The organism is Limnothrix sp. FACHB-1083, assembly GCF_014696485.1.
GTDB lineage: Bacteria > Cyanobacteriota > Cyanobacteriia > CACIAM-69d > CACIAM-69d > CACIAM-69d.
In genome coordinates, this window is record NZ_JACJQD010000003.1 from 294,041 (window position 1) to 313,286 (window position 19,246).

Consider the following 19,246-nt stretch of genomic DNA (forward strand, 5'->3'; position numbering starts at 1 on the left):
AGTTGCGGTTAACAGTGCCGGCCCGGGACTACGGAACCACCATTATTTTTGGGGCTTCGGGCGCTTCGCACCGTACTTGGATCGCCCTTGCTTACGATCTTTAACGCCGGCAGTGTCAAGGGTTCCGCGAATGATGTGGTAGCGCACGCCGGGCAGGTCTTTTACCCGACCACCGCGAATCATGACCACTGAGTGTTCTTGCAGATTGTGCCCAATGCCCGGAATGTAGGCTGTCACTTCAAAGCCGGAGGTTAGGCGAACACGTGCCACCTTACGCAGGGCAGAGTTGGGCTTTTTGGGTGTGGTGGTGTACACGCGCGTGCAAACGCCGCGGCGCTGAGGACAGCTTTTGAGCGCTGGCGATTTGGTTTTGCTCTTAGCTTTGGCGCGCTCAGATCGGATGAGTTGCTGAATCGTGGGCATGGGCTTACTGCACCGGCAGATTCTAGATATTCGATGGGGTCATAAAATGTCACGGTCTATAACTATACGGATGGGCTGTTACCTTTGTCAATGAAGCGTAGCTAGGTTGACAGCTTTCTGGGAATGGCTTCGCTAGGTGGGCGTTTCGCCAGGGTTTGCCGTTTCTTGGCCGTTGCGGTGGTCATGGTTTCGAGACGATCGCCCTCAACCCTTAACCAAACGCATCGATCGGCTACGATTCGCCATGGTCAAAGGAGTGCCCACAACTGCAATTGTTGCGAGCATTGGGATTTTGAAACCGGAAATTACCACCCACCAAATCTTCGGAATAGTCGATCGTCAAGCCCCGCAGGTAGGGCAAATCATGATCGCGCACGATCGCCCGCCAACCATCTCCTTCCAGAGCCTGTTCATCAGGGCCGATCGCCTGGCTCGGTGGGTGGAACTGCAAGACATAGGTTAAGGAGCGACATCCTCCCGATCGCACCTCCAGCCGAAACCAGCCTTGCTCCAATCCCCATTGTTGAGCAAGACGTTGAACTTCAGCTTGGGCCGCAGCAGACAGAACCAACATGGATAATCAACAGAATTTTTGAGAAATGGTTTAAAAAATGCGGTCAGCGAAGTGTGATTTGGCTCGCCAAACGCCAAGAGCCACCCCTGAAACCCTTGCCATAGCAACAGCGTTCACGATCTTAGGCAAACCCAGGCAAACAGACTCAATTCAAAATCAGGGCAAGCCAAATCAAGACCAATCAAGCAAGACAAATCAAAATTAAATCGAAGCAATTACCCTACTTAGCAGCAGGAGTGCGGGCGTAGTCATCCTGAAAACGAACGATATCGTCTTCGCCCAAATACTCCCCATTCTGCACTTCAATCAACACCAGGGGAATAGTGCCGGGGTTCTCCAGCCGGTGGGCAGTGCACTGGGGAACGTAGGTGGATTGATTGGGCGTGAGCATGATCTCGTTATCGCCACAAACCACACGCGCCGTGCCTGAGACAACGATCCAATGCTCACTGCGATGGTGATGCATCTGCAAGCTCAAGCGATGGCCGGGCCCCACCTCAATGCGCTTGATTTTGTAACCGCGTCCCTCTTCCAACACCGTAAAAGATCCCCAGGGCCGTGCTTCGGTTTGGTTCGTGCTGAGTCCGTTTTTCGGAGCAACACCGTTCTCGGTCTCGGGAGTTTGAGTTTTTGTTGCAGCCACCGTACTGTCCTCGTTGAGTGTGGGTGTTCAGTTATGGGTCATTTCTGACCGACTGTCCTTGCGCGTTTGCAAATCTTTAGCTCGTGAGCCATTCGGGGAGTCGGCCCTTACTAGGTAAAGTACCCAAGCTCAAATGGTGTTGATCTGGATGATGTTGATTTAGTGCTGATCGCTGGGCGTTGATCACGGAGCCAATCGAAGCCAATCACTGGTCATTGAGTCGATCGCCAGGTTAATCGCCCGTTGATGACCCACTGGAGCTTTCAGGAACCTCCCAGCCGATCGATCCACATCCCACATTTCGGTTGATGCAGTTCAGCTCCCTTTGCCGCTGAACCCCCTGATCATTCCTCTGTTTCGAGTATAGGCGAGGAATTTTGAGGCGAAAACAGTTTCCCTGCTCAGCACTAACCCCCTCCAAACCCGTCAGCACCCGCCCGATCGCCCCAGATTCATCCCCCAGCGGCATCGCCCTGTTGCGCCCCCCAGGAGTCGCCAATTCGCAAAACCAGAGCCTCCCGATCGCCCGATAATTTCCCAGTTCCTCGATCCCCAACCTTGGGATTCGATCGCCCCCCAGGGATTCACAGTGACCTGTGGCGCATCGGTGATAATCTGATACTTGGCAAAAATACCGATGAAGGCGCGCTGGCGTACCTTCAGTGCGGTTCGCCCCGTTAACACCGAGTTTGAAAAACCGCTCGCACCCCAATCAGCGATCGCCCGGTGCCTCCCACCACGACAGCGCGATCACTGGATTTGCGAGCAAGCCAACCCAGATCATTGAAGCGATAAACTCACAGGCTCGAGCATGGTCACCACCACTGAAAAAACCAACGTCGGCTACATCACGCAAGTCATCGGCCCCGTGATCGACGTGAAGTTCCCCGGCGGTAAATTGCCCCGCATTTACAACGCCCTCAAAGTCCAGGGAACGAACCGCGCCGGTCAAGAAGTTTCTGTGACCTGCGAAGTGCAACAGTTGCTCGGCGACCAACAAGTCCGTGCTGTGGCAATGAGCAGCACCGATGGTCTCGTGCGCGGCATGGAAGTCCAAGACACCGGTGCACCGATCAGCGTTCCCGTGGGTAAAGCCACGCTCGGCCGCATTTTCAACGTTTTGGGCGAACCCGTTGATAACCAAGGGCCCGTCGAAGCCACTGAATTTTCTCCCATCCACCGGGCAGCCCCCAAGCTGACCGAACTGGAAACCAAGCCCTCCGTGTTCGAAACCGGGATCAAGGTCGTTGACCTGCTGACCCCCTACCGTCGCGGCGGCAAAATCGGTCTGTTCGGCGGCGCTGGCGTGGGCAAGACCGTGATCATGATGGAATTGATCAACAACATTGCCACCCAGCACGGTGGGGTGTCGGTGTTTGCCGGTGTGGGCGAACGAACCCGCGAAGGGAACGACCTCTACAACGAAATGAAGGAGTCGGGCGTAATTAACGAGGAGAACCTGAAGGAGTCCAAGATTGCGCTGGTTTACGGCCAAATGAACGAGCCGCCGGGAGCACGGATGCGTGTTGGTCTGTCGGGTCTGACCATGGCTGAATACTTCCGCGACACCAACAAGCAAGACGTGCTGTTGTTTGTGGACAACATCTTCCGCTTTGTGCAAGCCGGTTCGGAAGTGTCGGCGCTGCTGGGTCGGATGCCCTCCGCCGTGGGTTACCAGCCCACCCTGGGTACGGATGTGGGTGACCTGCAAGAGCGGATTACCTCGACCACCGAAGGTTCGATCACCTCGATTCAAGCCGTCTACGTGCCCGCAGATGACTTGACCGACCCCGCTCCGGCAACCACCTTTGCTCACTTGGACGGTACCACGGTATTGTCCCGGGGCTTGGCCGCTAAGGGAATCTACCCGGCTGTGGATCCGTTGGGTTCGACCTCGACGATGCTGCAACCGGCGATCGTGGGTCGCGATCACTACGACACGGCTCGGGCGGTGCAAGCCACCCTGCAACGCTACAAGGAACTGCAAGACATCATCGCCATTTTGGGTCTGGATGAATTGTCTGAAGAAGACCGCTTGACGGTGGCCCGCGCCCGGAAGCTGGAGCGTTTCCTGTCGCAGCCGTTCTTTGTGGCGGAAGTGTTTACCGGCTCGCCTGGTAAGTACGTGACCCTGGAAGACACGATCAAGGGCTTCAAGCTGATCCTGTCGGGTGAGCTGGATAAGTATCCTGAGCAAGCCTTCTATATGGTTGGCGACATCGATGAAGCGATCGCCAAGGGCGAAAAGCTGCTGAATAGCTAGTTTTTAAATCGCGTTGCGGAATGCGGGGGCTGGGCTAACCGGTCTCCGCTGCCGCTGGTGTTGTTTGTTCACGGTGTTGCAATTCCGCTCGATCGAGCCAAGAGGTTATGAGCTTAACAGTTCGTGTTATTTCCCCAGACAAGACCGTTTGGGATAACCAGGCAGAGGAAGTGATCCTGCCGAGTACCACAGGACAGTTAGGCATCCTACCCGGCCACGCGCCGCTGCTGACGGCGTTGGGCACGGGAGTGATGCGTGTTCGGGTCAGTAAGGATTGGTTGCCGATCGCCCTGATGGGTGGCTTTGCTGAAATCGAAGATAACGAAGTGACGGTGCTGGTGAATGGAGCCGAACGGGGTGACTCGATCGACCGTTCCGCCGCCCAAGCAGAATATACCGACGCAGAAGCTCGGGTAGCTGCCGCTAACAGTCCTCAAGAGAAAATTAAGGCAACCCAAGCCCTCAAACGCGCCCGTGCTCGGGTGCAGGCGGCTGGTGGCACGGTTTAGACCGCCAACCAATTTTCATATTTTCTCGATCTCAATATCTATTTGTTGATGATCTTGATTATTCAGATCAACGATTGGATTGACTCATCCAAGGCGGGGTAGGGCTAAACCTATCCCGCTTTTCTTTATCCTGTTCCGATTTCGCTTCTATCCATCTCGCTTTTAATGAGAAGAGGCAACTTTGCTCACCGGTCGCGGGGATCCATCGGTCTTCGCGTCAGGGTTTTGGTAATCTCCTCCGAACGATCAAAATCATGCAAATTTCAGGTTTATTGCGGACGATCGGGCAGCAACTGAGCAAACGGCTGGGACAATGCGGGGCGATCGGCCTGTTGGGCTTGTTGATGTGGCTGATGGTTCCCACTGGTGCGGCCCAAGCCCTCACCAATATCAAGCTGTCGGATTTGAACTATCGGGAATGTCCGGCTGAAGTGGCCGCTGGGGCCGTCACCTCTGGTGGCGCAACGCTGCCGGCCAAATGCTTCATCGTCTATGGCAAGGCAAACAACACCACGGGAAAAACGGTGTTTGATGCGGATATCTTTGGGCGAATCTATGACGCGACGGATAATTCCATTATGGAAAATCGCACTCGTTTGGGCGCGATCGAGCAGATTCCGCCCGGCGTGAGCGAATTTGAGTTTCGGATTTCTGTGCCCGTCAGCCAACCGGAACCACTCCAGCTCAAGCAATTTAAGGCAGCAGGGTTCACCGCTCGCGTGCGTCGTTAATGGGTCGCCAAGATGGCTACCCACCCTTGGGATGAATCTTGGAATTAACCCAAAGATGCCTATCTAATTGCCATAACCATCCCGAGCTAACAGAAAAAACGACAGCAAAAACAGCAGCAAGAACGACAGCAAAAAGAGGGGCCCGTCTTTTAACTTGCCCCTCCTCGATGACATGGGTTAATTGAGCTAAGCCGCTCGATCGATCAAGCCGATCAAATCGATCCAGCTAATCCAATCAGTCGAATCGATCAAAGCAATCCAATCAGTTGAATTGATCAATTGAGTCGATCGAGCAGTTTTTATGACTGCACCGACTTCAAGTAAGCCAGCATCGTATCAGCATCAGAAACTTCAAAAGGATCGCTGGGAGCATTGTCTCCATAGCCAGGTTCAATGAAAATCTTTTCGATCGCGCCGTCATTGACCACCATGGAATAGCGCCAGGAACGCATCCCAAAACCCAGATTGGACTTGTCTACCAACATGCCCATCTTGCGAGTAAATTCCCCATTGCCATCGGGCAGCAAGAAGACATTCTGGGCGTTTTGTTGTTTGCCCCATTGAAACATCACAAAGGCATCATTCACCGACAAACAAACCACCGCATCCACACCTAGGCTCTTAATTTCTTCATAGAGTTCTTCGTAGCGCGGCAGATGGCTGGTGGAACAGGTGGGCGTGAAAGCACCCGGCAGCGAAAACAACACAACGCGCTTGCCACCGAAGAGGTCTTGGGTGCTGAGATCTTGCCAACGGAAGGGGTTAGGGCCCGGCACGGACTCATCGCGGACGCGGGTTTTGAACACAACATCGGGGACACGATCGAGCATGGTGGTGACTTCCTTATGGGTGAGATGGAATCTTATCTAAACTCATAATGATTATGACTTACAAGAAATGATTTGACAAGGGAAGAATTTGACAAGCGATCGCTCTTGGTCGGCGATCGATGCGCCCACAACCGATCTAAGGAGGGATAGTCGCTAAAATCAACGCAGTGCAATCATTAATTTCAACTGATTTAACCGTTGCGAGCGTGGGTACTGCCAGCATGGGCACTCCCAGCATGGACACTCCCAGCGTGGGCGAACAGATCGGGACTAAATTTCGTTGCAGTTATTGAAATTGGGGCACAGATGATGAATTTTCTGGATTCGGATGATGATCCGCCCCTTCAAATTAACGTCACGCCTATGGTGGACGTGATTTTTGCGATTCTGGCGTTTTTTGTGGTGGCTACGGCTTTCTTGACCCGATCGCGGGGTTTGCCGGTGAACTTGCCCAGCGCCGCCACAGGCCAAGCCCAAACCCAGTCAATGCCAGTGGTGACGCTGGATGCGGCGGGAAATTTGGCAGTTGATCGACAGCCGATCCCGATCGAACAATTACCCACCCTGGTGCAGGCAAAGTTGGGGCCCCGCAACCCAGATCAACCCATGCGCACCGTAGCCATTGAGGCCGATCGAGCCGTGAGCCACGGGCGAGTGGTGGAAGTGATGGATCGGTTGCGCCAAATCCCCAACCTGCAATTGGCGATCGCGACGAGATCGGGCAACCCCTAACCCCAAGAGCCTGAGCCTTGGGATTCCGAGCCATGACAATCCCAGCTATGGCATTCCGAGCCATGGCATTAATGGCATTATTTGGGGAGAATCGCAGCAGACCACTGCGCTGATTCTGATGCGTTGATTCTGAATTAGATCTCCCCCTCCTCCTCATTGTTTAGGCTCACCTGCCATGCGCGATCGCCTTGAACCTGCTCCTTACCTTCCCCGTGTGCCCCTGTGGCGGCGTGGTGTGGCCACGGCGATCGATGCGGTCATTGCGGGACTGTTCAGCAGCCTGTTGGGGGCCGGGTTTGAACTGCCGGTTTTTGTGATCCTGTGGCTCCTGGTGCGGGTGGTGATGGTAGCCAATAATCGCGGCCAAAGCATTGGGCGATTGGCCATGGATATCAAACTGGTGAACCCCCGCACCCGCCGCCTGCCAACGATGGTGGAGCTGACCCAACGGGAGGGCATTGTGGGCATTGAAGCTTGGTTGGCCTTGCAGGGATTGTCCCTGTTGTCACAGGTGAACCCGGTGGCGCTGCTTTGCTTGGCTCCGGCAATTGTCGATGGCATTGTGACGGCTACGGATGAAAGCCGCCAACAACAGTCCTTTCACGATCGCCTGATTGGGTCGATTGTGGTGCAAACTTCTCGGGGGTTTTCCCTAGATTTGAAGGTGCAACGGTGGTATCGTCTCCTGCGCGATCGAACTGAGCGTTTTATGCGAAGATAGAGTGCTGCAAAACTGCCCGAATCCGTTTGCGGACAAAATCAGCAGTTCTGCTCGATCGGCGATCGCCCCCCGCCTGTTTTGCCCAGTGCCAATGCGGCGGCGCACGATCGTCCAATCGCAAACCCTTTGCACCGATCGAACCATTAGGAGTTTCCCACCGTGGCTAAAGGTAAAGACGTACGGCTCGTGATCACCCTGGAGTGCACCGAGTGCCGCACCAACATCGACAAGCGCTCGCCCGGCGTGTCGCGCTACACCACCCAAAAGAACCGCCGCAACACCACCGCGCGTTTGGAACTGAAAAAGTTCTGCCCCCACTGCAACAAGCACACAGTGCACCGCGAAATTAAGTAATTTTTCGCCCATAACCCAGTCCTTGCCCGGAGCGCTCGATCGCCCCGGTCGCGGATTGTGCAGTCTCGTTATACGAACTCGGTGCGATCGGCTGTTTCCAAGCCGAGCCGCCCGTTTTTCCTGAATCACCCCTGAATCCTTAGCGAATCACCATGGCTTACTATCGTCGTCGCGTTTCTCCCCTCAAACCCGAAGAGCCGATTGACTACAAAGACGTTGATCTGCTTCGTCGCTTCATCACCGAGCGCGGCAAAATCCTGCCCCGTCGTGTAACCGGTCTGACGGCCAAGCAACAACGCGATTTGGCTGTAGCCATCAAGCGCGCCCGCATCCTGGCCCTACTGCCATTCATCAACAAAGAAGCCTAGATCTCCGTTTGGCATTTGGTTTTTAAGCCTTTGGGTTTTTCTAAACCTTTTGCCTAGAAACGCTGTATTTAAGGTGTTTAAAAGGGGCGATCGACTAGTTCGATCGCCCCTTTTGTTTGCAAGTGTTGTCCAAAAACTGCCAACGAAACCCTAGGGAACTCGCCAAGCCTTTTCGTGATAATCGTTTTGAGTGGCGTAGGGGTCGGGCGCATCGTGACTGTGCCCATGGCCGTGATCATGACTATGACCGTGACTATGCCCATGGCTGTGGCCGTGATCATGACTATGCCCATGGCTGTGGCCGTGATCGTGGCTGTGAGCATGATGCCCGTGATCGTGACTATGGGCGTGGCCGTGATCGTGACTATGGCCATGATCGTGGTGATGATGTCCGCTCGCCATCGCGTCCGGGGCGATCGCCTCGCCATCGTCCTGACCCAAGCCCAACAGATTGCGGCTGACGGCCCGGCGGAACTTGCATAGCTCGCAGTTCATGGCCACCTGACCGGCGATCGCCTCCTGTTCCCGCTCCTTCACCAGCTCAAACAAGACGGGATCTAAGCCAATTTCCGGCAGGGATTGGATTTGCACATCGGGGCGATCAAGCCGTGCTTGGTCGGAATAGCCATGAATCCGCTTCATCAGTGCCCCCGTGAACAGGAAGTGCGGCAACACCACCACCCGTTTGGGGTTCCAAGTCCAAGCCCGTTCCCAACCCGCATCCAAACGCGGATGCGTGATGCCACTAAAACACAGCTCCAAACCCTTGAAGCCGCTGCCTTCCCAAAGCACCCGCGCCAACTTATAAGCATCGCCATTGGCATCGGGATCCGAAGCGCCACGACCCACGAACAGCAACACCGACTCGTCGCGGGGGATCTCACTTTGCCGATCGAGTTCATCCAAGCGTGATCGCCACAATTCCACCAGGCGATCGGCCACACCAAAATGGCGACCATAGTGGAACTTCAGCCCCGGATGGCGGGCCCGGGCGCGATCGAGTTCATTGGTCACATCAAACTTGTTGTGCCGCGCCGCAAACAGCAACACCGGCAGAGCGGTCATTTCTTGGTAGCCCATGGCCACCATTCGATCGACCCCTTCTTGAATCGACGGTTCCGTCAACTCCAAAAAACAAGGAACGACGGGCCGCGAGGTGTCATAGGCCGCAAAGGCTTCCACAAACTCCATGAAGGTGCGGCGGCCATCGTCGTCGCGCGTGCCGTGACCAATCAACAGCAGCGGAAACTTGTCAGGGGTAGACGGGGCGATCGCTTCAACGGACTCAGCGGACTTAACAGACACATTCAGCATGGATTTCAGTTCGCGCCCCGGTGCATCGCCGAGGGTCTAAGGGAATGGGTGATTTGAACTGACGGGGCGATCAGTTTCCGCGTTTTTAATGGCTCACAGCCGATCGAATGCCACTCGCACAGGACAGGGAAGCAGCGCGATCGCCCCAGCAGATTGGAGGCATTCCGACTCATGGTTTGCTCAGGGCTGGCTAAGCATATTTGTTGGCACAGCCCCACCAATCACGGCTGCGGCACAGTCGCGGAATTTCACCGCCATTTCCCACCAAGCTGCCGAAATACCTTAGCACCTTGCCCGGTCTGGTACATTGCCCCTACTGGGGATCGGAGCTGGCTGGGCCAGCCGGGTCAGTATTTGGAACAATGGCAATCACGGGCGATCAACCTCAAACCCTTCCGCTTTCAGCATAGCTAAGGCGTTCACTCGCGAAAATTCAATCCTCAATCCCCAGCAACTCTTTGAGGAATTGCACAAGCTGCAACATATCTGGCACTTGCTCTAGTGTTTCCTGGGATATCCATTTGTCTTGAGCAATACTGACCGTGTTTGTGCAACCCGGTTGCAAAACACTGACAACAGTTGCAATCAGCGCTTTCTCTCGATCAAATGGTTTCCATTTGAGATGAGTATATGGACTTAAGAGTTGGTTGTCTTCATCTAGAAACTGCTGAATATAAGCCTCTGCTTTGTCCATATAGTTTGGATAAGCAAGGCTGCCACACTGGGTAATGAGATGTTCCAAAACGCCTTGATCTTTATTGTTAGGCAGGATGTAGATACCCATTCTTGGCGAACTTTGGATGACTTGACCAATACAGTCTTTTGCTAATTCGAATCCTGGAAAGAGATCTGCCAGTTTCTCAGAATAGTCATTGGCTACTTTATGTACAGCTTTCTTGTCAGAATCAGCAATAACGGCAAAGCCGCTTAAGTATTCGAGATAACCTGAATTATCTGCGAGTTGTAGTTCAAGATTGCTGACTAAACTACTACCACCACCTGCATATATACCAGCGCAAATTCTTCGATCCTTGCTATAGAAAAATGAGGGTGGATTCAATCTTTCATGAACTTTTCCGTCACCTACTGGATAGCGCGGGATAAATTTTCGCCAGAACCGGTCTAGCTCAATGACTTCCTCTAACTGTTGATGTGTGCCATCAAACTTACGAAAATTAAGTGCTTTTTGTAGAACTCGCCCAATGAAAGATTGATCGTGATTACCTTCAACAACAATGAGGAAGTGTTGCTGACTCACCACCGCACCTCCTGACCCAAGTTTTCACGCAAGCGCTTGAGGCGCTCCCAGTCGTGGCGGACAACTCTGGTTTTGGTCTCAGTTGGCTCTAATCGATATAAAACCAAATCTGATGCTGAATCAGCAGCATCAATCATGGCATCGATCGCTTCCAAGCTATGTGTTGTAGCAAAAACTTGAACATTCAGTTTTTTTGACCATTTTGCAATCATTGCAAAGATGTTTTGAAGAGCCTCTGTATGAATAGCTGACTCAATCTCATCAATCAATAAAATTCCATCTTTGGCTTGAAAAATTGTCAGAGCAATATGTAGCCATCGGCGAACCCCATCACCAAAGATACTGACAGGGACAAGTCCAAGTTTTGTATGGCGAATGTGTAGCTTTGGTCTACGGGATGTAGCCTCACCTTGAGGGCGAGAGTAGACCATTAAGATGTCTTGTATATTGTGATCAAGTTCTTGCATTATATCTACGATATCTTGCTTGATATGCTCTTGTAATTCATCAAACATTGCTGCTGAATAGAGCAAAGCCTGAGCAGTTTCGGAACGATGAGACGGTAGCGTAATATTTGATGTTGAGAGCCTATAGGATTTACTTTTTGCAGAGCCTAATCGTAGTGCTTGATTTTCCCATAACTGAATTTTAACAGGAGCCAGTTCCTTGAATTGACTCCATAGCTGCACTTGCTCACTTTCGATACTTAGATTGATATTTAGTTCAATTCCGCGACGCAAGTCAGATCCTTTGCCGTCATACATTACATCGTCTTCAGACGAAGGACTTTGCTCTTCATCAGATCCAGTTAACTGAATTTCTTCAATCGCTTCACAAGATACATCCAAGTTTCTGACAATAAACTTTCCCAGTCCATCAATAGAGATTTTCCCTTGATTTATGACTTCTTGATCTGAATCAATCTCATATGCGAATATCCATTGCAGTAACTCAATAGGTGATGAAGCGAAACGCAGCACGTCACCTTCTCGTCTTCTGATAGTAGAAATCCATTCCCGTAGGTCTAATGGATTGCAGTAAAGGTTGACAGCTTCAAGGACACTGGTTTTACCACAGTTATTCTCGCCTACTAATAGATTGACTTGACCGAGATCTTTGAGTTCTAGATCGCGGAGTCCTCGGAATTTATGGATAGTTAGGTTGTCTAGATGATTCTTCGCCATAAAGTTTTTGACTGAAAGGACTTTCAGCGCTGTACGAATCGGAATAGGGGTTTTGCTTTTAACATAACCCCATTCCTGGCTTGGATATTTTAGCGGCGGGGGGTGCGATCGCCCCCAAAGCGGCCGATTTTGCCGGTGGTTTTGCCTAGGTTGGCGCGGAGTTGGCCACAGGCTGCGTCCGATTCCAGGCCCCGGGTGCGGCGAACACTGACGGCGACGCGGCGATCGTCCAGGGTTTGCATGAAGTCCCGCACGCGCATCGGGTCGGGGCGCTGGTAGTCCACCTCCGCGATCGGGTTGTAGGGAATTAGGTTGACGTGGGCTTGGAACCCGCGCAACAACTCCGCTAGCTCGGCGGCACAGTCGCGGCTGTCGTTGACCCCCGCCAACAGGATGTATTCAAAGGTGACGCGGCGGCCGGTTTCGGCGGCGTAGTCGCGGCAGTCTTCGATCAACTCTTCGATCGGGTATTGGGCGGCGCTGGGGACGATCGATTCACGAATTTCCTGGTTGGGCGCGTGGAGGCTGACGGCCAGGGTGGCTTGCAGCCGTTCGTTGGCGAGCTGCCGAATCCGGCCGGGAATGCCCACGGTGGAAATGGTGATGTAGCGCTTGCCGATGCCGATGTCTTGGTTGAGCGATCGCGTTGCACTCAGCACAGCGGCGGGGTTATGCAGCGGTTCACCCATGCCCATGAACACCACATTGCTGACCCGGCGATCGAAGTCTTCTTGGACGGTCAGCACCTGATCCAGAATTTCCGATCGCGACAGGTTGCGCACAAAGCCGCCCTTGCCCGTGGCGCAAAAATCGCAAGCCATGGCGCAGCCCACTTGGGACGAGACGCAAACCGTCAGCCGATCGCGGGTGGGAATGCCCACGGTTTCCACGATTTGCTCGTCGGTCATCTTCAGCAGGAATTTCACGGTTCCGTCATGGCTTTCGGAGCGGTGGTGCAGCTCCGATCGACCGATCGGGATGTCGGCGGCCGCTTCCCGCCAGTTTTTGGGAAAGACGGTGATATCCATCAGCGATCGGGCCCCGCGTTCGTAGATCCATTGGTGCAACTGCTTGGCACGATAGGCGGGCTGGCCCTGGTCTCTCACCCATTGGGTCAGTTCCGTGAGGGAGCCACCCAACAGCGGCGGCAGGGGCTGACGATCGGGGCGGGACTGCAAAATCTGCGAATCGGTTTGGGCGGCGGTGTTCAGGGCGATCGGGGCGGGAGCCATGGTCAAGTCTCAGGACAAAGGGCCGAACAAACTCCCATGCGCTGTCGCCACTGGCCAAGCGGGCGATCGGGCGTGGGGGTTTGGAAATTGGGCGGATCAACGGCGGGCGATCGTGAAGCGATTCAGTAGCCGATTAAGGGTCGATCGAAGCCTGTATTAGCTTAGATCGTAGCGACTCTGATCGATGATTGCCCCGTTGTTTGTTTCTTCCCCGTCTCTCCATGACCCTCGAAGCCGAAAACGCCCGCCTCCAGCAGCGCGTGCATGAGCTGGAACAACAACTGGCCCAATGGCGCGATCGCCCAACCGCCGGGCCGCCGCCCAAGCCCTACGGCATCAACTTGGATCGGACGCAGGAACCCACAGAAGTGGATCCCTTTAACTCCGAGGGGCTGTTTCGGGCCTATGTGGAAACCGCCAATGACATGGTGTATGCGGTGGATCTGCTGGGGCGACTGGTGTTTATTAATCCCTACGGAGAGAGGTTGTTGGGGATTGAACCGGGCGAATGGCGCGGCCGCCCCTACATGGACTTTGTGGCTCCGGCTTTTCAGGAACCCACGGGCCAGGCCTTTGCCAACCTGTTGCATACGGGCGAGCTGATGGATTTTGAGTTTGCGCTGCTCGATCGCGCTGGTCGAGAAATTCACATGCAGGTGAATGGGCGTTTGCTCTATGCGGGGGGAGAGTTGATTGGTGGCTTGGGCATTGCGCGGGACATCACCGATCGCAAGCAGGCAGAACAGCAGGTGCAGATGTTTGTGCGGGCCCTGGAATCAACCCACGACAGCACCGCGATCGCGGACTTGCAGGGGGGCTTAATCTATGCGAACCCGGCGACCGATCGGGTTTTTGGTTGGATCACGGGGCCCAACCGCCCCCAAAATGCAGCGGCTTTTTATCCAGAAGCGGGCGCAAAACAAGTGCATTGGCTGGTGCAGCAGGCGATCGACGGCGGTTGGAGCGGGGAAGTCATTTGCCAGCGCCAAGGGGGCGATCGGTTCCCTGCGTTGGTCTCGGTGGGGCCCGTGCCCGACGAGCAGGGCCGTCCCGTGGCCTTTTCGATCGTTACCCGCGACATCAGTGATCAAAAGCAAACCCAAGCGGAGTTGGCGGCCAAAAACTTGGAATTGGAGCGGGCCAGCCAATTGAAATCCGCCTTTTTGGCCAACATGTCCCATGAGTTGCGCACACCGCTGACGGCTATTTTGGGCTTTTCTTCCCTGCTGAAGCAGCAGCTCTATGGGCCCCTGAACGAAAAACAGATGGTTTATATCGAGCAAATTCGCAAGAGTGGTGATCACCTGCTCAGTTTGATTAATGACGTGTTGGATCTGTCCAAAATTGAGGCGGGCCAAATTGAGCTAGCGATCGAGGCGATCGATGTGCCCACCCTTTGCGATTCGGCGTTGGCCCTGGTCAGTCAACAGGCGGCTGATCGGGATATTCGGATCCGCAAACGAATTCCCAAACGCTTGCAACCTCTGATGGCCGACGAGGTGCGTGTGCGCCAAATGCTGTTGAACCTGCTTAGTAATGCGGTCAAGTTTTCCCATGAGGGGGGCGAAATTGGCCTTGAGGCGATCGAGCGAGGCGGCTACGTGCATTTTTGCGTGTGGGATCACGGGATCGGAATTCCCGAAGAAGCCCGCGCCGTCATGTTCCAGCCCTTTCATCAACTGGATAATTCCCTCTCCCGTCGGCACCAGGGCACGGGGTTGGGCCTGTCTCTCACCCGACAGTTAGCGGAATTGCACGGCGGCTCCGTGGACTTTGAATCCAAGCTGGGCCAAGGCAGCACCTTCACGATTCGGTTGCCCTTAACCTTTGTGCCTCCCGGTCGATCGCCCGCGCCGGCCATTCAACCCGGCGCATCGGCAGCGCGCGTGATGGCGGCGGAACAGGCCCGGCCACCGCAAATTTTGGTTGTTGAAGACGATTCAACCAATGCCAAGTTGCTGCAAGACCTGTTGAGCAGTTGGGGTTGTGGCGTGGCGATCGCCCCAGACGGTTGGCGGGCGATCGATTGGCTAGACAGTCACCCGGTGGATTTGGTGTTGCTGGATATTCAACTGCCGGACATGGACGGGCTGGCGGTCTTGCAGCAAATCCGTAGTGATGAACGTTGGCAGGATTTACCCGTGGTGGCGGCCACGGCCCTGGCCATGGAGCACGATCGCCAGCGCTGTTTAGCCGCCGGGATGCAGGGCTATCTCAGCAAGCCGCTGGATCATCAAGCCTTGCGGGCGATCGTGGCCGAGTTCACCGGCTATCATCCTGTTGGCCTAGCCAGTGACGACGGTAGCAACTAGCCCAGCCCTTAAGACTCCAAGGGGCGATCGGTGACCGGCGCGGCCAAGGGCAACCGTTGGCGCAACACCCGAAACAACCGAGCCACCTGCTCCAGGTCTTTATCAGCGGGCCCCCGCTCCACCCCGCTCGACAGATCAATCCCGATCGGGGCAGCCATGGCCAGGGTGTCGATCGCCTGGAGCACGTTATCGGGGGTAATGCCACCCGCCAAAAACCAAGGCAGAGGCGATCGCCAAGCTTGCAACCGCTGCCAATCGAGAGTGTGGCCCGTGCCGCCCAAGGCCTCAGGCCGGTAAGCATCCAACAACAGAGCATCCACCGCCGTTGCGTAGGATTCTGCTAAATCAAGGGTTTCCGCCGATCGCACCCGCAGCGCTTTCCAAAGGGTTTGATGGGGCAAGCGCGATCGCACCGCTTCGCAAAACTCCGGGGACTCATCCCCATGCAGTTGCACGATCGTCAGGTTGCCTGTGGTCACGGTTGCGGCGATCGTGTCCAAATCCGTGTTCGCAAAGATGCCCACCCGCTCCACTGCACAGCCCGCCGCCACCAGCCGATCGCTTACCAAGCGCATTTGCGCCGGACTGACATAGCGCGGCGAAGCGGGCACAGCAATAAACCCGATCGCCCAAACACCTAAACGGGCGATCGCCACCGCTTGGTCAGGATCCTTCAGTCCGCAAATTTTGACGAGCATCAGCAAAAATTCCGAAAAATTCCAAGCCTGAGCGTTGTAATCGGGCCTTGTTGTCCAAAAACCCTAAGGTTGGCAATGTTGAGTACTGTTAAAGTCTACCGAAATTTCTGTTAAGTCTTAATAACAGGGCTGTCTACCCCTGAGATCGGGTTTCTATAATTTGGCCGGTTTCCGCTGCGGGGAGTCAGCAGGCTGCAATGGTTCATTCATGGCAATTTGAGCTAGTCATAAGCTATCCATGAGCCGCCAATGACCGATCAAAATGACCGATCAATGGGTCATGAATTTGCACCAATCATTAGCCCCATTTTCGATCCAACCAGCAGTTCCCAGCAGCCCGATTCCTTCACAACCTGTTTACAATATCAATTTCCATTGGATTTTTAACGCTTTGCTCTTGGGCAATTTCTGTTAATTATCCTCAACAATTGATGGCTTTAGCAATTGATGGCTTTAGCATTCTGAATCCTTGGAGGAACGACCCTTGTTTAATCTATTCACGATTCAAAATCTTTTGGCCACCGCCACCACCACGGAATGGTCACCCAATGTGGGGATCATCATGATCACTTGCAATGTGTTTGCGATCGTGATTGGTTACTACGCAATTCAAAAGCGCGGCGTTGGCCCCACTTTGCCCTTGCCTTTGCCTGCCATTTTCACCGGGTTTGGGATTCCGGAATTGTTGGCAACCGCGAGCTTTGGTCACCTGTTGGGAGCAGGGATGATTTTAGGTTTGGCTAACGCTGGTTTGCTGTAGGGTTTAGTTGCTCAACGTCGGCTTTAAAACCGCACGTTAGCATCACGCAAAAATTTCCACCCAATTTTCAGAACAAGGGGTTTAAAACCAAGATCTTAAGCCCCTTGTTTATCGACTAGATCGCCTAAGCGTACTAATTGATAGCACTAACAGAAAACCGTAAATTACCAGAAGGGGCAAAAAGGATTGCTCGATCGCACTCCAATGGGGCGGTTGATTTTGAGAACTGATTTCGCCTAAATTTCCCCACCAAACCTGAGCCAGGCTATAGCATTGATTGCCTTGCTTGAAACCATAGCAATTCCCCGGACTCACGATAATTGCCAAAATTTGGCTAACCAGAACCAAGACTAAAAATAACGGCTTGACTTGCAACCGATATCCACGATATCGACTGGTTAAGGTTGCCAGCCACAGAATTAAAAATCCATAGAATGGCAAGAGAAAAAATAGATAAACAATCCAAGCCAGCATGGTAAATGAGCTACCCATGAACAGCAGGGTGCTCAAGAGTAAATAGCTCAGAAAACAGAACCAAAATTGCCGAAGCGAGAGCCAGGGCAGAGAAGGCGGAAAGGACATTCTAGTTACGAAGTTCTACTGAATTAGTCCCTGGCGGCCATCAGAAATTCTCATCCGTTTCGTCCGCCTCCAGATCAATAATCCAATCCTGAACGAGTTGGGCAAATTCCTCGATCGACAGGGTGCAACTTGGCGATTCGTCATCCACCGTGTCTTCAATCGTGGCGCGATCGCCCGACAGATTCAAACAATAGGCATTACCTAACCGCTCCCAACCGTCTAGTTCCCCCGTTCGCACCGCTTCTAGCTTTTCGAGCAATTCTGTCGCCGCTGCTTTCACCCGCTGAATATCCAGGGTTAAAAACGCGATCGCCCGCTTCTGGGCGATCTGTTGCGCTTGGGGGGGCTGGGGTAGTTCCGGTTCGGGCATGTTAGACGGCTCGGGGCGATCGGGAAAAAGGGGGTTCATGGGTCGGAATGGCCTGACTGGTTGGGCGATTGGGAACAGCAATCAGGGGCTTGTTTGTTAGTTTACCGGCCCCGATCGGCCGGGCCCCAAGATCCAGTTCGGCGGCGCAAACGGTGATTGCCTCCCAAGACCAGACTTTCTGGCTCCCTAGTTCTCTAAAATCGATAGAGAAGAAAACACCGCGATCGAATCGTTTCCCCAACCCAACATCCCGCCACGGTCAACCGCCGTCGCTGCCGAAACTTGCACGGAATCGATCGGGAGTTGATAGGGTGGATGGTTGGGATTACTAGGGGCTTTTAAACCCGCCGTAAGCTATGGATTTGGTTGTACTGCAAACCTGGTTAGATAACGCATCGTTTGGCATCCTGCTGGTGACGATGCTGCTGTATTGGGTGGGGGCGGCGTTTCCCCAATGGATTCTGTTGGGATCCTTGGGCACGGCTGGCATGGCGATCGCCAACCTCTGCATGGCGGCATTGTTGGGCGCACGATGGATTGAGGCGGGCTATTTCCCCCTCAGCAATTTATATGAATCGCTGTTTTTCCTCGCTTGGGGAATCACGGCTGTCCATTTGTTGACCGAACGCAACAGCCGCAGCCGCTGGGTTGGAATTGTCACGGCTCCCGTGGCCATGGGGATTACGGCCTTTGCGGCCCTGTCCCTCCCGGACAGTATGCAGGCCGCTGAGCCGTTGGTTCCGGCCCTGAAGTCCAACTGGCTGATGATGCATGTGAGTGTGATGATGCTCAGCTATTCGGCCCTGATGGTGGGGTCGCTGCTGGCGATCGCCTTTTTGATTGTGACGAAGGGGCAGAATGTGACCCTGCGCGGTAGCTCCGTGGGCACGGGCAGTTTTCGGGATAAGGTGGCGCGGCTGGCGGTCAGCACGGCGGCCGTTGAAGCACCGGCCGCCCTGTCGATCGGGGGTGAAGCTAGCGGGGTTGCCCTGCTCGATCGCCCCGCCACTGACAGCACCACCGCCCTGAACCTGTCGCCCCAACGGTTGACCCTGGCGGACACCCTGGATAACATCAGCTACCGGACGATCGGGCTGGGCTTTCCCCTGCTCACCATTGGCATCATTGCCGGTGGCGTGTGGGCCAACGAAGCTTGGGGATCCTACTGGAGCTGGGATCCTAAAGAAACCTGGGCTTTCATCACCTGGTTGGTGTTCGCTGCCTATCTCCACGCCCGCTTAACCAAAGGCTGGCAAGGCCGCAAACCGGCGATCCTGGCCGCCTTGGGCTTTGTGGTGGTTTGGGTTTGCTATTTGGGCGTGAACCTGCTGGGCAAGGGCCTGCATTCCTACGGCTGGTTTTTTTAAGGGTTAATCAACGGCTAGTTC

General features: G+C 54.3%; 21 protein-coding genes and 1 riboswitch. Of the genes, 10 read left to right on the plus strand and 11 right to left on the minus strand.

Annotation, left to right across the window (positions count from 1 at the left end):
• Positions 1-42 precede the first annotated feature (42 nt).
• From rpsL to H6F46_RS05455, 3 genes are all read right to left on the minus strand, one after another.
• The gene (rpsL, locus tag H6F46_RS05445) at positions 43-423 is read right to left on the minus strand and encodes a 30S ribosomal protein S12 (protein WP_099532982.1); all 381 of its coding nucleotides are present in this window, start codon (positions 421-423) and stop codon (positions 43-45) included.
• 232 nt (positions 424-655) lie between these two features.
• Complete coding sequence (locus H6F46_RS05450) at positions 656-997, minus strand: iron-sulfur cluster assembly accessory protein (RefSeq protein WP_099532983.1); 342 nt, start codon at positions 995-997, stop codon at positions 656-658.
• A gap of 220 nt (positions 998-1,217) precedes the next feature.
• Positions 1,218-1,640 carry a phosphomannose isomerase type II C-terminal cupin domain gene (locus H6F46_RS05455; RefSeq protein ID WP_099532984.1) on the minus strand — a complete coding sequence of 141 codons (423 nt, stop codon included), beginning with the start codon at positions 1,638-1,640 and terminating at the stop codon, positions 1,218-1,220.
• Positions 1,641-2,451: 811 nt separating this feature from the next.
• Between H6F46_RS05455 and atpD the strand changes: the two genes are divergently transcribed.
• From atpD to H6F46_RS05470, 3 genes are all read left to right on the plus strand, one after another.
• A complete protein-coding gene (gene atpD, locus H6F46_RS05460; RefSeq protein ID WP_099532986.1) occupies positions 2,452-3,903 on the plus strand; it encodes a F0F1 ATP synthase subunit beta in 1,452 nt (483 codons plus the stop codon).
• 107 nt (positions 3,904-4,010) lie between these two features.
• On the plus strand, positions 4,011-4,412 hold the full coding sequence (gene atpC / locus H6F46_RS05465; RefSeq protein WP_099532987.1) for an ATP synthase F1 subunit epsilon: 402 nt from the start codon (positions 4,011-4,013) through the stop codon (positions 4,410-4,412).
• Positions 4,413-4,756: 344 nt separating this feature from the next.
• Positions 4,757-5,143, plus strand: coding sequence for a hypothetical protein (locus H6F46_RS05470; RefSeq protein WP_099533033.1), 387 nt, complete (start codon positions 4,757-4,759; stop codon positions 5,141-5,143).
• 299 nt (positions 5,144-5,442) lie between these two features.
• Here the strand turns inward: H6F46_RS05470 and H6F46_RS05475 are convergent, their stop codons facing one another.
• Positions 5,443-5,973 (minus strand): peroxiredoxin, encoded by a 531-nt coding sequence (locus tag H6F46_RS05475; protein ID WP_190353863.1) that lies wholly within the window; start codon positions 5,971-5,973, stop codon positions 5,443-5,445.
• Between the two features lie 306 nt (positions 5,974-6,279).
• Between H6F46_RS05475 and H6F46_RS05480 the strand changes: the two genes are divergently transcribed.
• The 4 genes from H6F46_RS05480 (at position 6,280) to rpsR (ending at position 8,148) form a co-directional block, all read left to right on the plus strand.
• Positions 6,280-6,705 carry a biopolymer transporter ExbD gene (locus H6F46_RS05480; RefSeq protein ID WP_242027792.1) on the plus strand — a complete coding sequence of 142 codons (426 nt, stop codon included), beginning with the start codon at positions 6,280-6,282 and terminating at the stop codon, positions 6,703-6,705.
• Between the two features lie 175 nt (positions 6,706-6,880).
• A complete protein-coding gene (locus tag H6F46_RS05485; RefSeq protein WP_099532990.1) occupies positions 6,881-7,426 on the plus strand; it encodes an RDD family protein in 546 nt (181 codons plus the stop codon).
• A gap of 159 nt (positions 7,427-7,585) precedes the next feature.
• Entirely contained in the window at positions 7,586-7,780 is a 195-nt protein-coding gene (rpmG, locus tag H6F46_RS05495) for a 50S ribosomal protein L33 (RefSeq protein WP_190353866.1), read from the plus strand.
• A gap of 152 nt (positions 7,781-7,932) precedes the next feature.
• The gene (gene rpsR / locus H6F46_RS05500; protein WP_099532992.1) at positions 7,933-8,148 is read left to right on the plus strand and encodes a 30S ribosomal protein S18; all 216 of its coding nucleotides are present in this window, start codon (positions 7,933-7,935) and stop codon (positions 8,146-8,148) included.
• A 150-nt stretch (positions 8,149-8,298) separates the two neighbouring features.
• On the opposite strand, the gene H6F46_RS05505 is transcribed toward rpsR, so the two are convergent.
• From H6F46_RS05505 to rlmN, 4 genes are all read right to left on the minus strand, one after another.
• Complete coding sequence (locus tag H6F46_RS05505) at positions 8,299-9,462, minus strand: sirohydrochlorin chelatase (protein ID WP_190353867.1); 1,164 nt, start codon at positions 9,460-9,462, stop codon at positions 8,299-8,301.
• Between the two features lie 136 nt (positions 9,463-9,598).
• Positions 9,599-9,771, minus strand: a riboswitch (cobalamin riboswitch).
• A gap of 124 nt (positions 9,772-9,895) precedes the next feature.
• Complete coding sequence (locus tag H6F46_RS05510; RefSeq protein ID WP_190353868.1) at positions 9,896-10,720, minus strand: DUF3226 domain-containing protein; 825 nt, start codon at positions 10,718-10,720, stop codon at positions 9,896-9,898.
• A complete protein-coding gene (locus H6F46_RS05515) occupies positions 10,717-11,904 on the minus strand; it encodes an ATP/GTP-binding protein (RefSeq protein ID WP_190353869.1) in 1,188 nt (395 codons plus the stop codon). Before H6F46_RS05515 ends, H6F46_RS05510 begins: the two co-directional genes overlap by 4 nt.
• 89 nt (positions 11,905-11,993) lie before the next feature.
• The gene (gene rlmN / locus H6F46_RS05520; protein ID WP_190353870.1) at positions 11,994-13,136 is read right to left on the minus strand and encodes a 23S rRNA (adenine(2503)-C(2))-methyltransferase RlmN; all 1,143 of its coding nucleotides are present in this window, start codon (positions 13,134-13,136) and stop codon (positions 11,994-11,996) included.
• Between the two features lie 221 nt (positions 13,137-13,357).
• Here rlmN and H6F46_RS05525 point away from each other — a divergent pair, with 221 nt between their 5' ends.
• On the plus strand, positions 13,358-15,448 hold the full coding sequence (locus H6F46_RS05525) for a PAS domain S-box protein (RefSeq protein ID WP_190353871.1): 2,091 nt from the start codon (positions 13,358-13,360) through the stop codon (positions 15,446-15,448).
• Between the two features lie 8 nt (positions 15,449-15,456).
• Here the strand turns inward: H6F46_RS05525 and H6F46_RS05530 are convergent, their stop codons facing one another.
• Positions 15,457-16,146: a phosphoribosylanthranilate isomerase gene (locus tag H6F46_RS05530; RefSeq protein WP_190353872.1), complete on the minus strand. Its 690-nt coding sequence runs from the start codon at positions 16,144-16,146 to the stop codon at positions 15,457-15,459.
• Between the two features lie 484 nt (positions 16,147-16,630).
• On the opposite strand from H6F46_RS05530, the gene psaK reads away from it, so the two are divergent.
• Complete coding sequence (psaK, locus tag H6F46_RS05535; protein ID WP_099533036.1) at positions 16,631-16,906, plus strand: photosystem I reaction center subunit PsaK; 276 nt, start codon at positions 16,631-16,633, stop codon at positions 16,904-16,906.
• A 108-nt stretch (positions 16,907-17,014) separates the two neighbouring features.
• On the opposite strand, the gene H6F46_RS05540 is transcribed toward psaK, so the two are convergent.
• Together H6F46_RS05540 and H6F46_RS05545 are read right to left on the minus strand one after the other, a co-directional pair.
• On the minus strand, positions 17,015-17,488 hold the full coding sequence (locus tag H6F46_RS05540) for a hypothetical protein (RefSeq protein WP_206753573.1): 474 nt from the start codon (positions 17,486-17,488) through the stop codon (positions 17,015-17,017).
• A 40-nt stretch (positions 17,489-17,528) separates the two neighbouring features.
• Positions 17,529-17,897, minus strand: coding sequence for a hypothetical protein (locus tag H6F46_RS05545; RefSeq protein WP_190353873.1), 369 nt, complete (start codon positions 17,895-17,897; stop codon positions 17,529-17,531).
• Between the two features lie 317 nt (positions 17,898-18,214).
• Between H6F46_RS05545 and ccsB the strand changes: the two genes are divergently transcribed.
• Positions 18,215-19,225 (plus strand): c-type cytochrome biogenesis protein CcsB, encoded by a 1,011-nt coding sequence (ccsB, locus tag H6F46_RS05550; RefSeq protein WP_099533000.1) that lies wholly within the window; start codon positions 18,215-18,217, stop codon positions 19,223-19,225.
• Positions 19,226-19,246 lie beyond the last annotated feature (21 nt).

What these genes read in the sequence shown, in the direction of transcription:
- rpsL (WP_099532982.1), bottom strand. Translation starts at nt 423, where the DNA reads ATGCCCACGATTCAGCAACTCATCCGATCTGAGCGCGCCAAAGCTAAG.
- H6F46_RS05450 (WP_099532983.1), bottom strand. Translation starts at nt 997, where the DNA reads ATGTTGGTTCTGTCTGCTGCGGCCCAAGCTGAAGTTCAACGTCTTGCT.
- atpD (WP_099532986.1), top strand. Translation starts at nt 2,452, where the DNA reads ATGGTCACCACCACTGAAAAAACCAACGTCGGCTACATCACGCAAGTC.
- atpC (WP_099532987.1), top strand. Translation starts at nt 4,011, where the DNA reads ATGAGCTTAACAGTTCGTGTTATTTCCCCAGACAAGACCGTTTGGGAT.
- H6F46_RS05470 (WP_099533033.1), top strand. Translation starts at nt 4,757, where the DNA reads ATGTGGCTGATGGTTCCCACTGGTGCGGCCCAAGCCCTCACCAATATC.
- H6F46_RS05475 (WP_190353863.1), bottom strand. Translation starts at nt 5,973, where the DNA reads ATGCTCGATCGTGTCCCCGATGTTGTGTTCAAAACCCGCGTCCGCGAT.
- H6F46_RS05480 (WP_242027792.1), top strand. Translation starts at nt 6,280, where the DNA reads ATGATGAATTTTCTGGATTCGGATGATGATCCGCCCCTTCAAATTAAC.
- H6F46_RS05485 (WP_099532990.1), top strand. Translation starts at nt 6,881, where the DNA reads ATGCGCGATCGCCTTGAACCTGCTCCTTACCTTCCCCGTGTGCCCCTG.
- rpsR (WP_099532992.1), top strand. Translation starts at nt 7,933, where the DNA reads ATGGCTTACTATCGTCGTCGCGTTTCTCCCCTCAAACCCGAAGAGCCG.
- H6F46_RS05505 (WP_190353867.1), bottom strand. Translation starts at nt 9,462, where the DNA reads ATGCTGAATGTGTCTGTTAAGTCCGCTGAGTCCGTTGAAGCGATCGCC.
- H6F46_RS05515 (WP_190353869.1), bottom strand. Translation starts at nt 11,904, where the DNA reads ATGGCGAAGAATCATCTAGACAACCTAACTATCCATAAATTCCGAGGA.
- rlmN (WP_190353870.1), bottom strand. Translation starts at nt 13,136, where the DNA reads ATGGCTCCCGCCCCGATCGCCCTGAACACCGCCGCCCAAACCGATTCG.
- H6F46_RS05525 (WP_190353871.1), top strand. Translation starts at nt 13,358, where the DNA reads ATGACCCTCGAAGCCGAAAACGCCCGCCTCCAGCAGCGCGTGCATGAG.
- H6F46_RS05530 (WP_190353872.1), bottom strand. Translation starts at nt 16,146, where the DNA reads ATGCTCGTCAAAATTTGCGGACTGAAGGATCCTGACCAAGCGGTGGCG.
- H6F46_RS05540 (WP_206753573.1), bottom strand. Translation starts at nt 17,488, where the DNA reads ATGTCCTTTCCGCCTTCTCTGCCCTGGCTCTCGCTTCGGCAATTTTGG.
- H6F46_RS05545 (WP_190353873.1), bottom strand. Translation starts at nt 17,897, where the DNA reads ATGAACCCCCTTTTTCCCGATCGCCCCGAGCCGTCTAACATGCCCGAA.
- ccsB (WP_099533000.1), top strand. Translation starts at nt 18,215, where the DNA reads ATGGATTTGGTTGTACTGCAAACCTGGTTAGATAACGCATCGTTTGGC.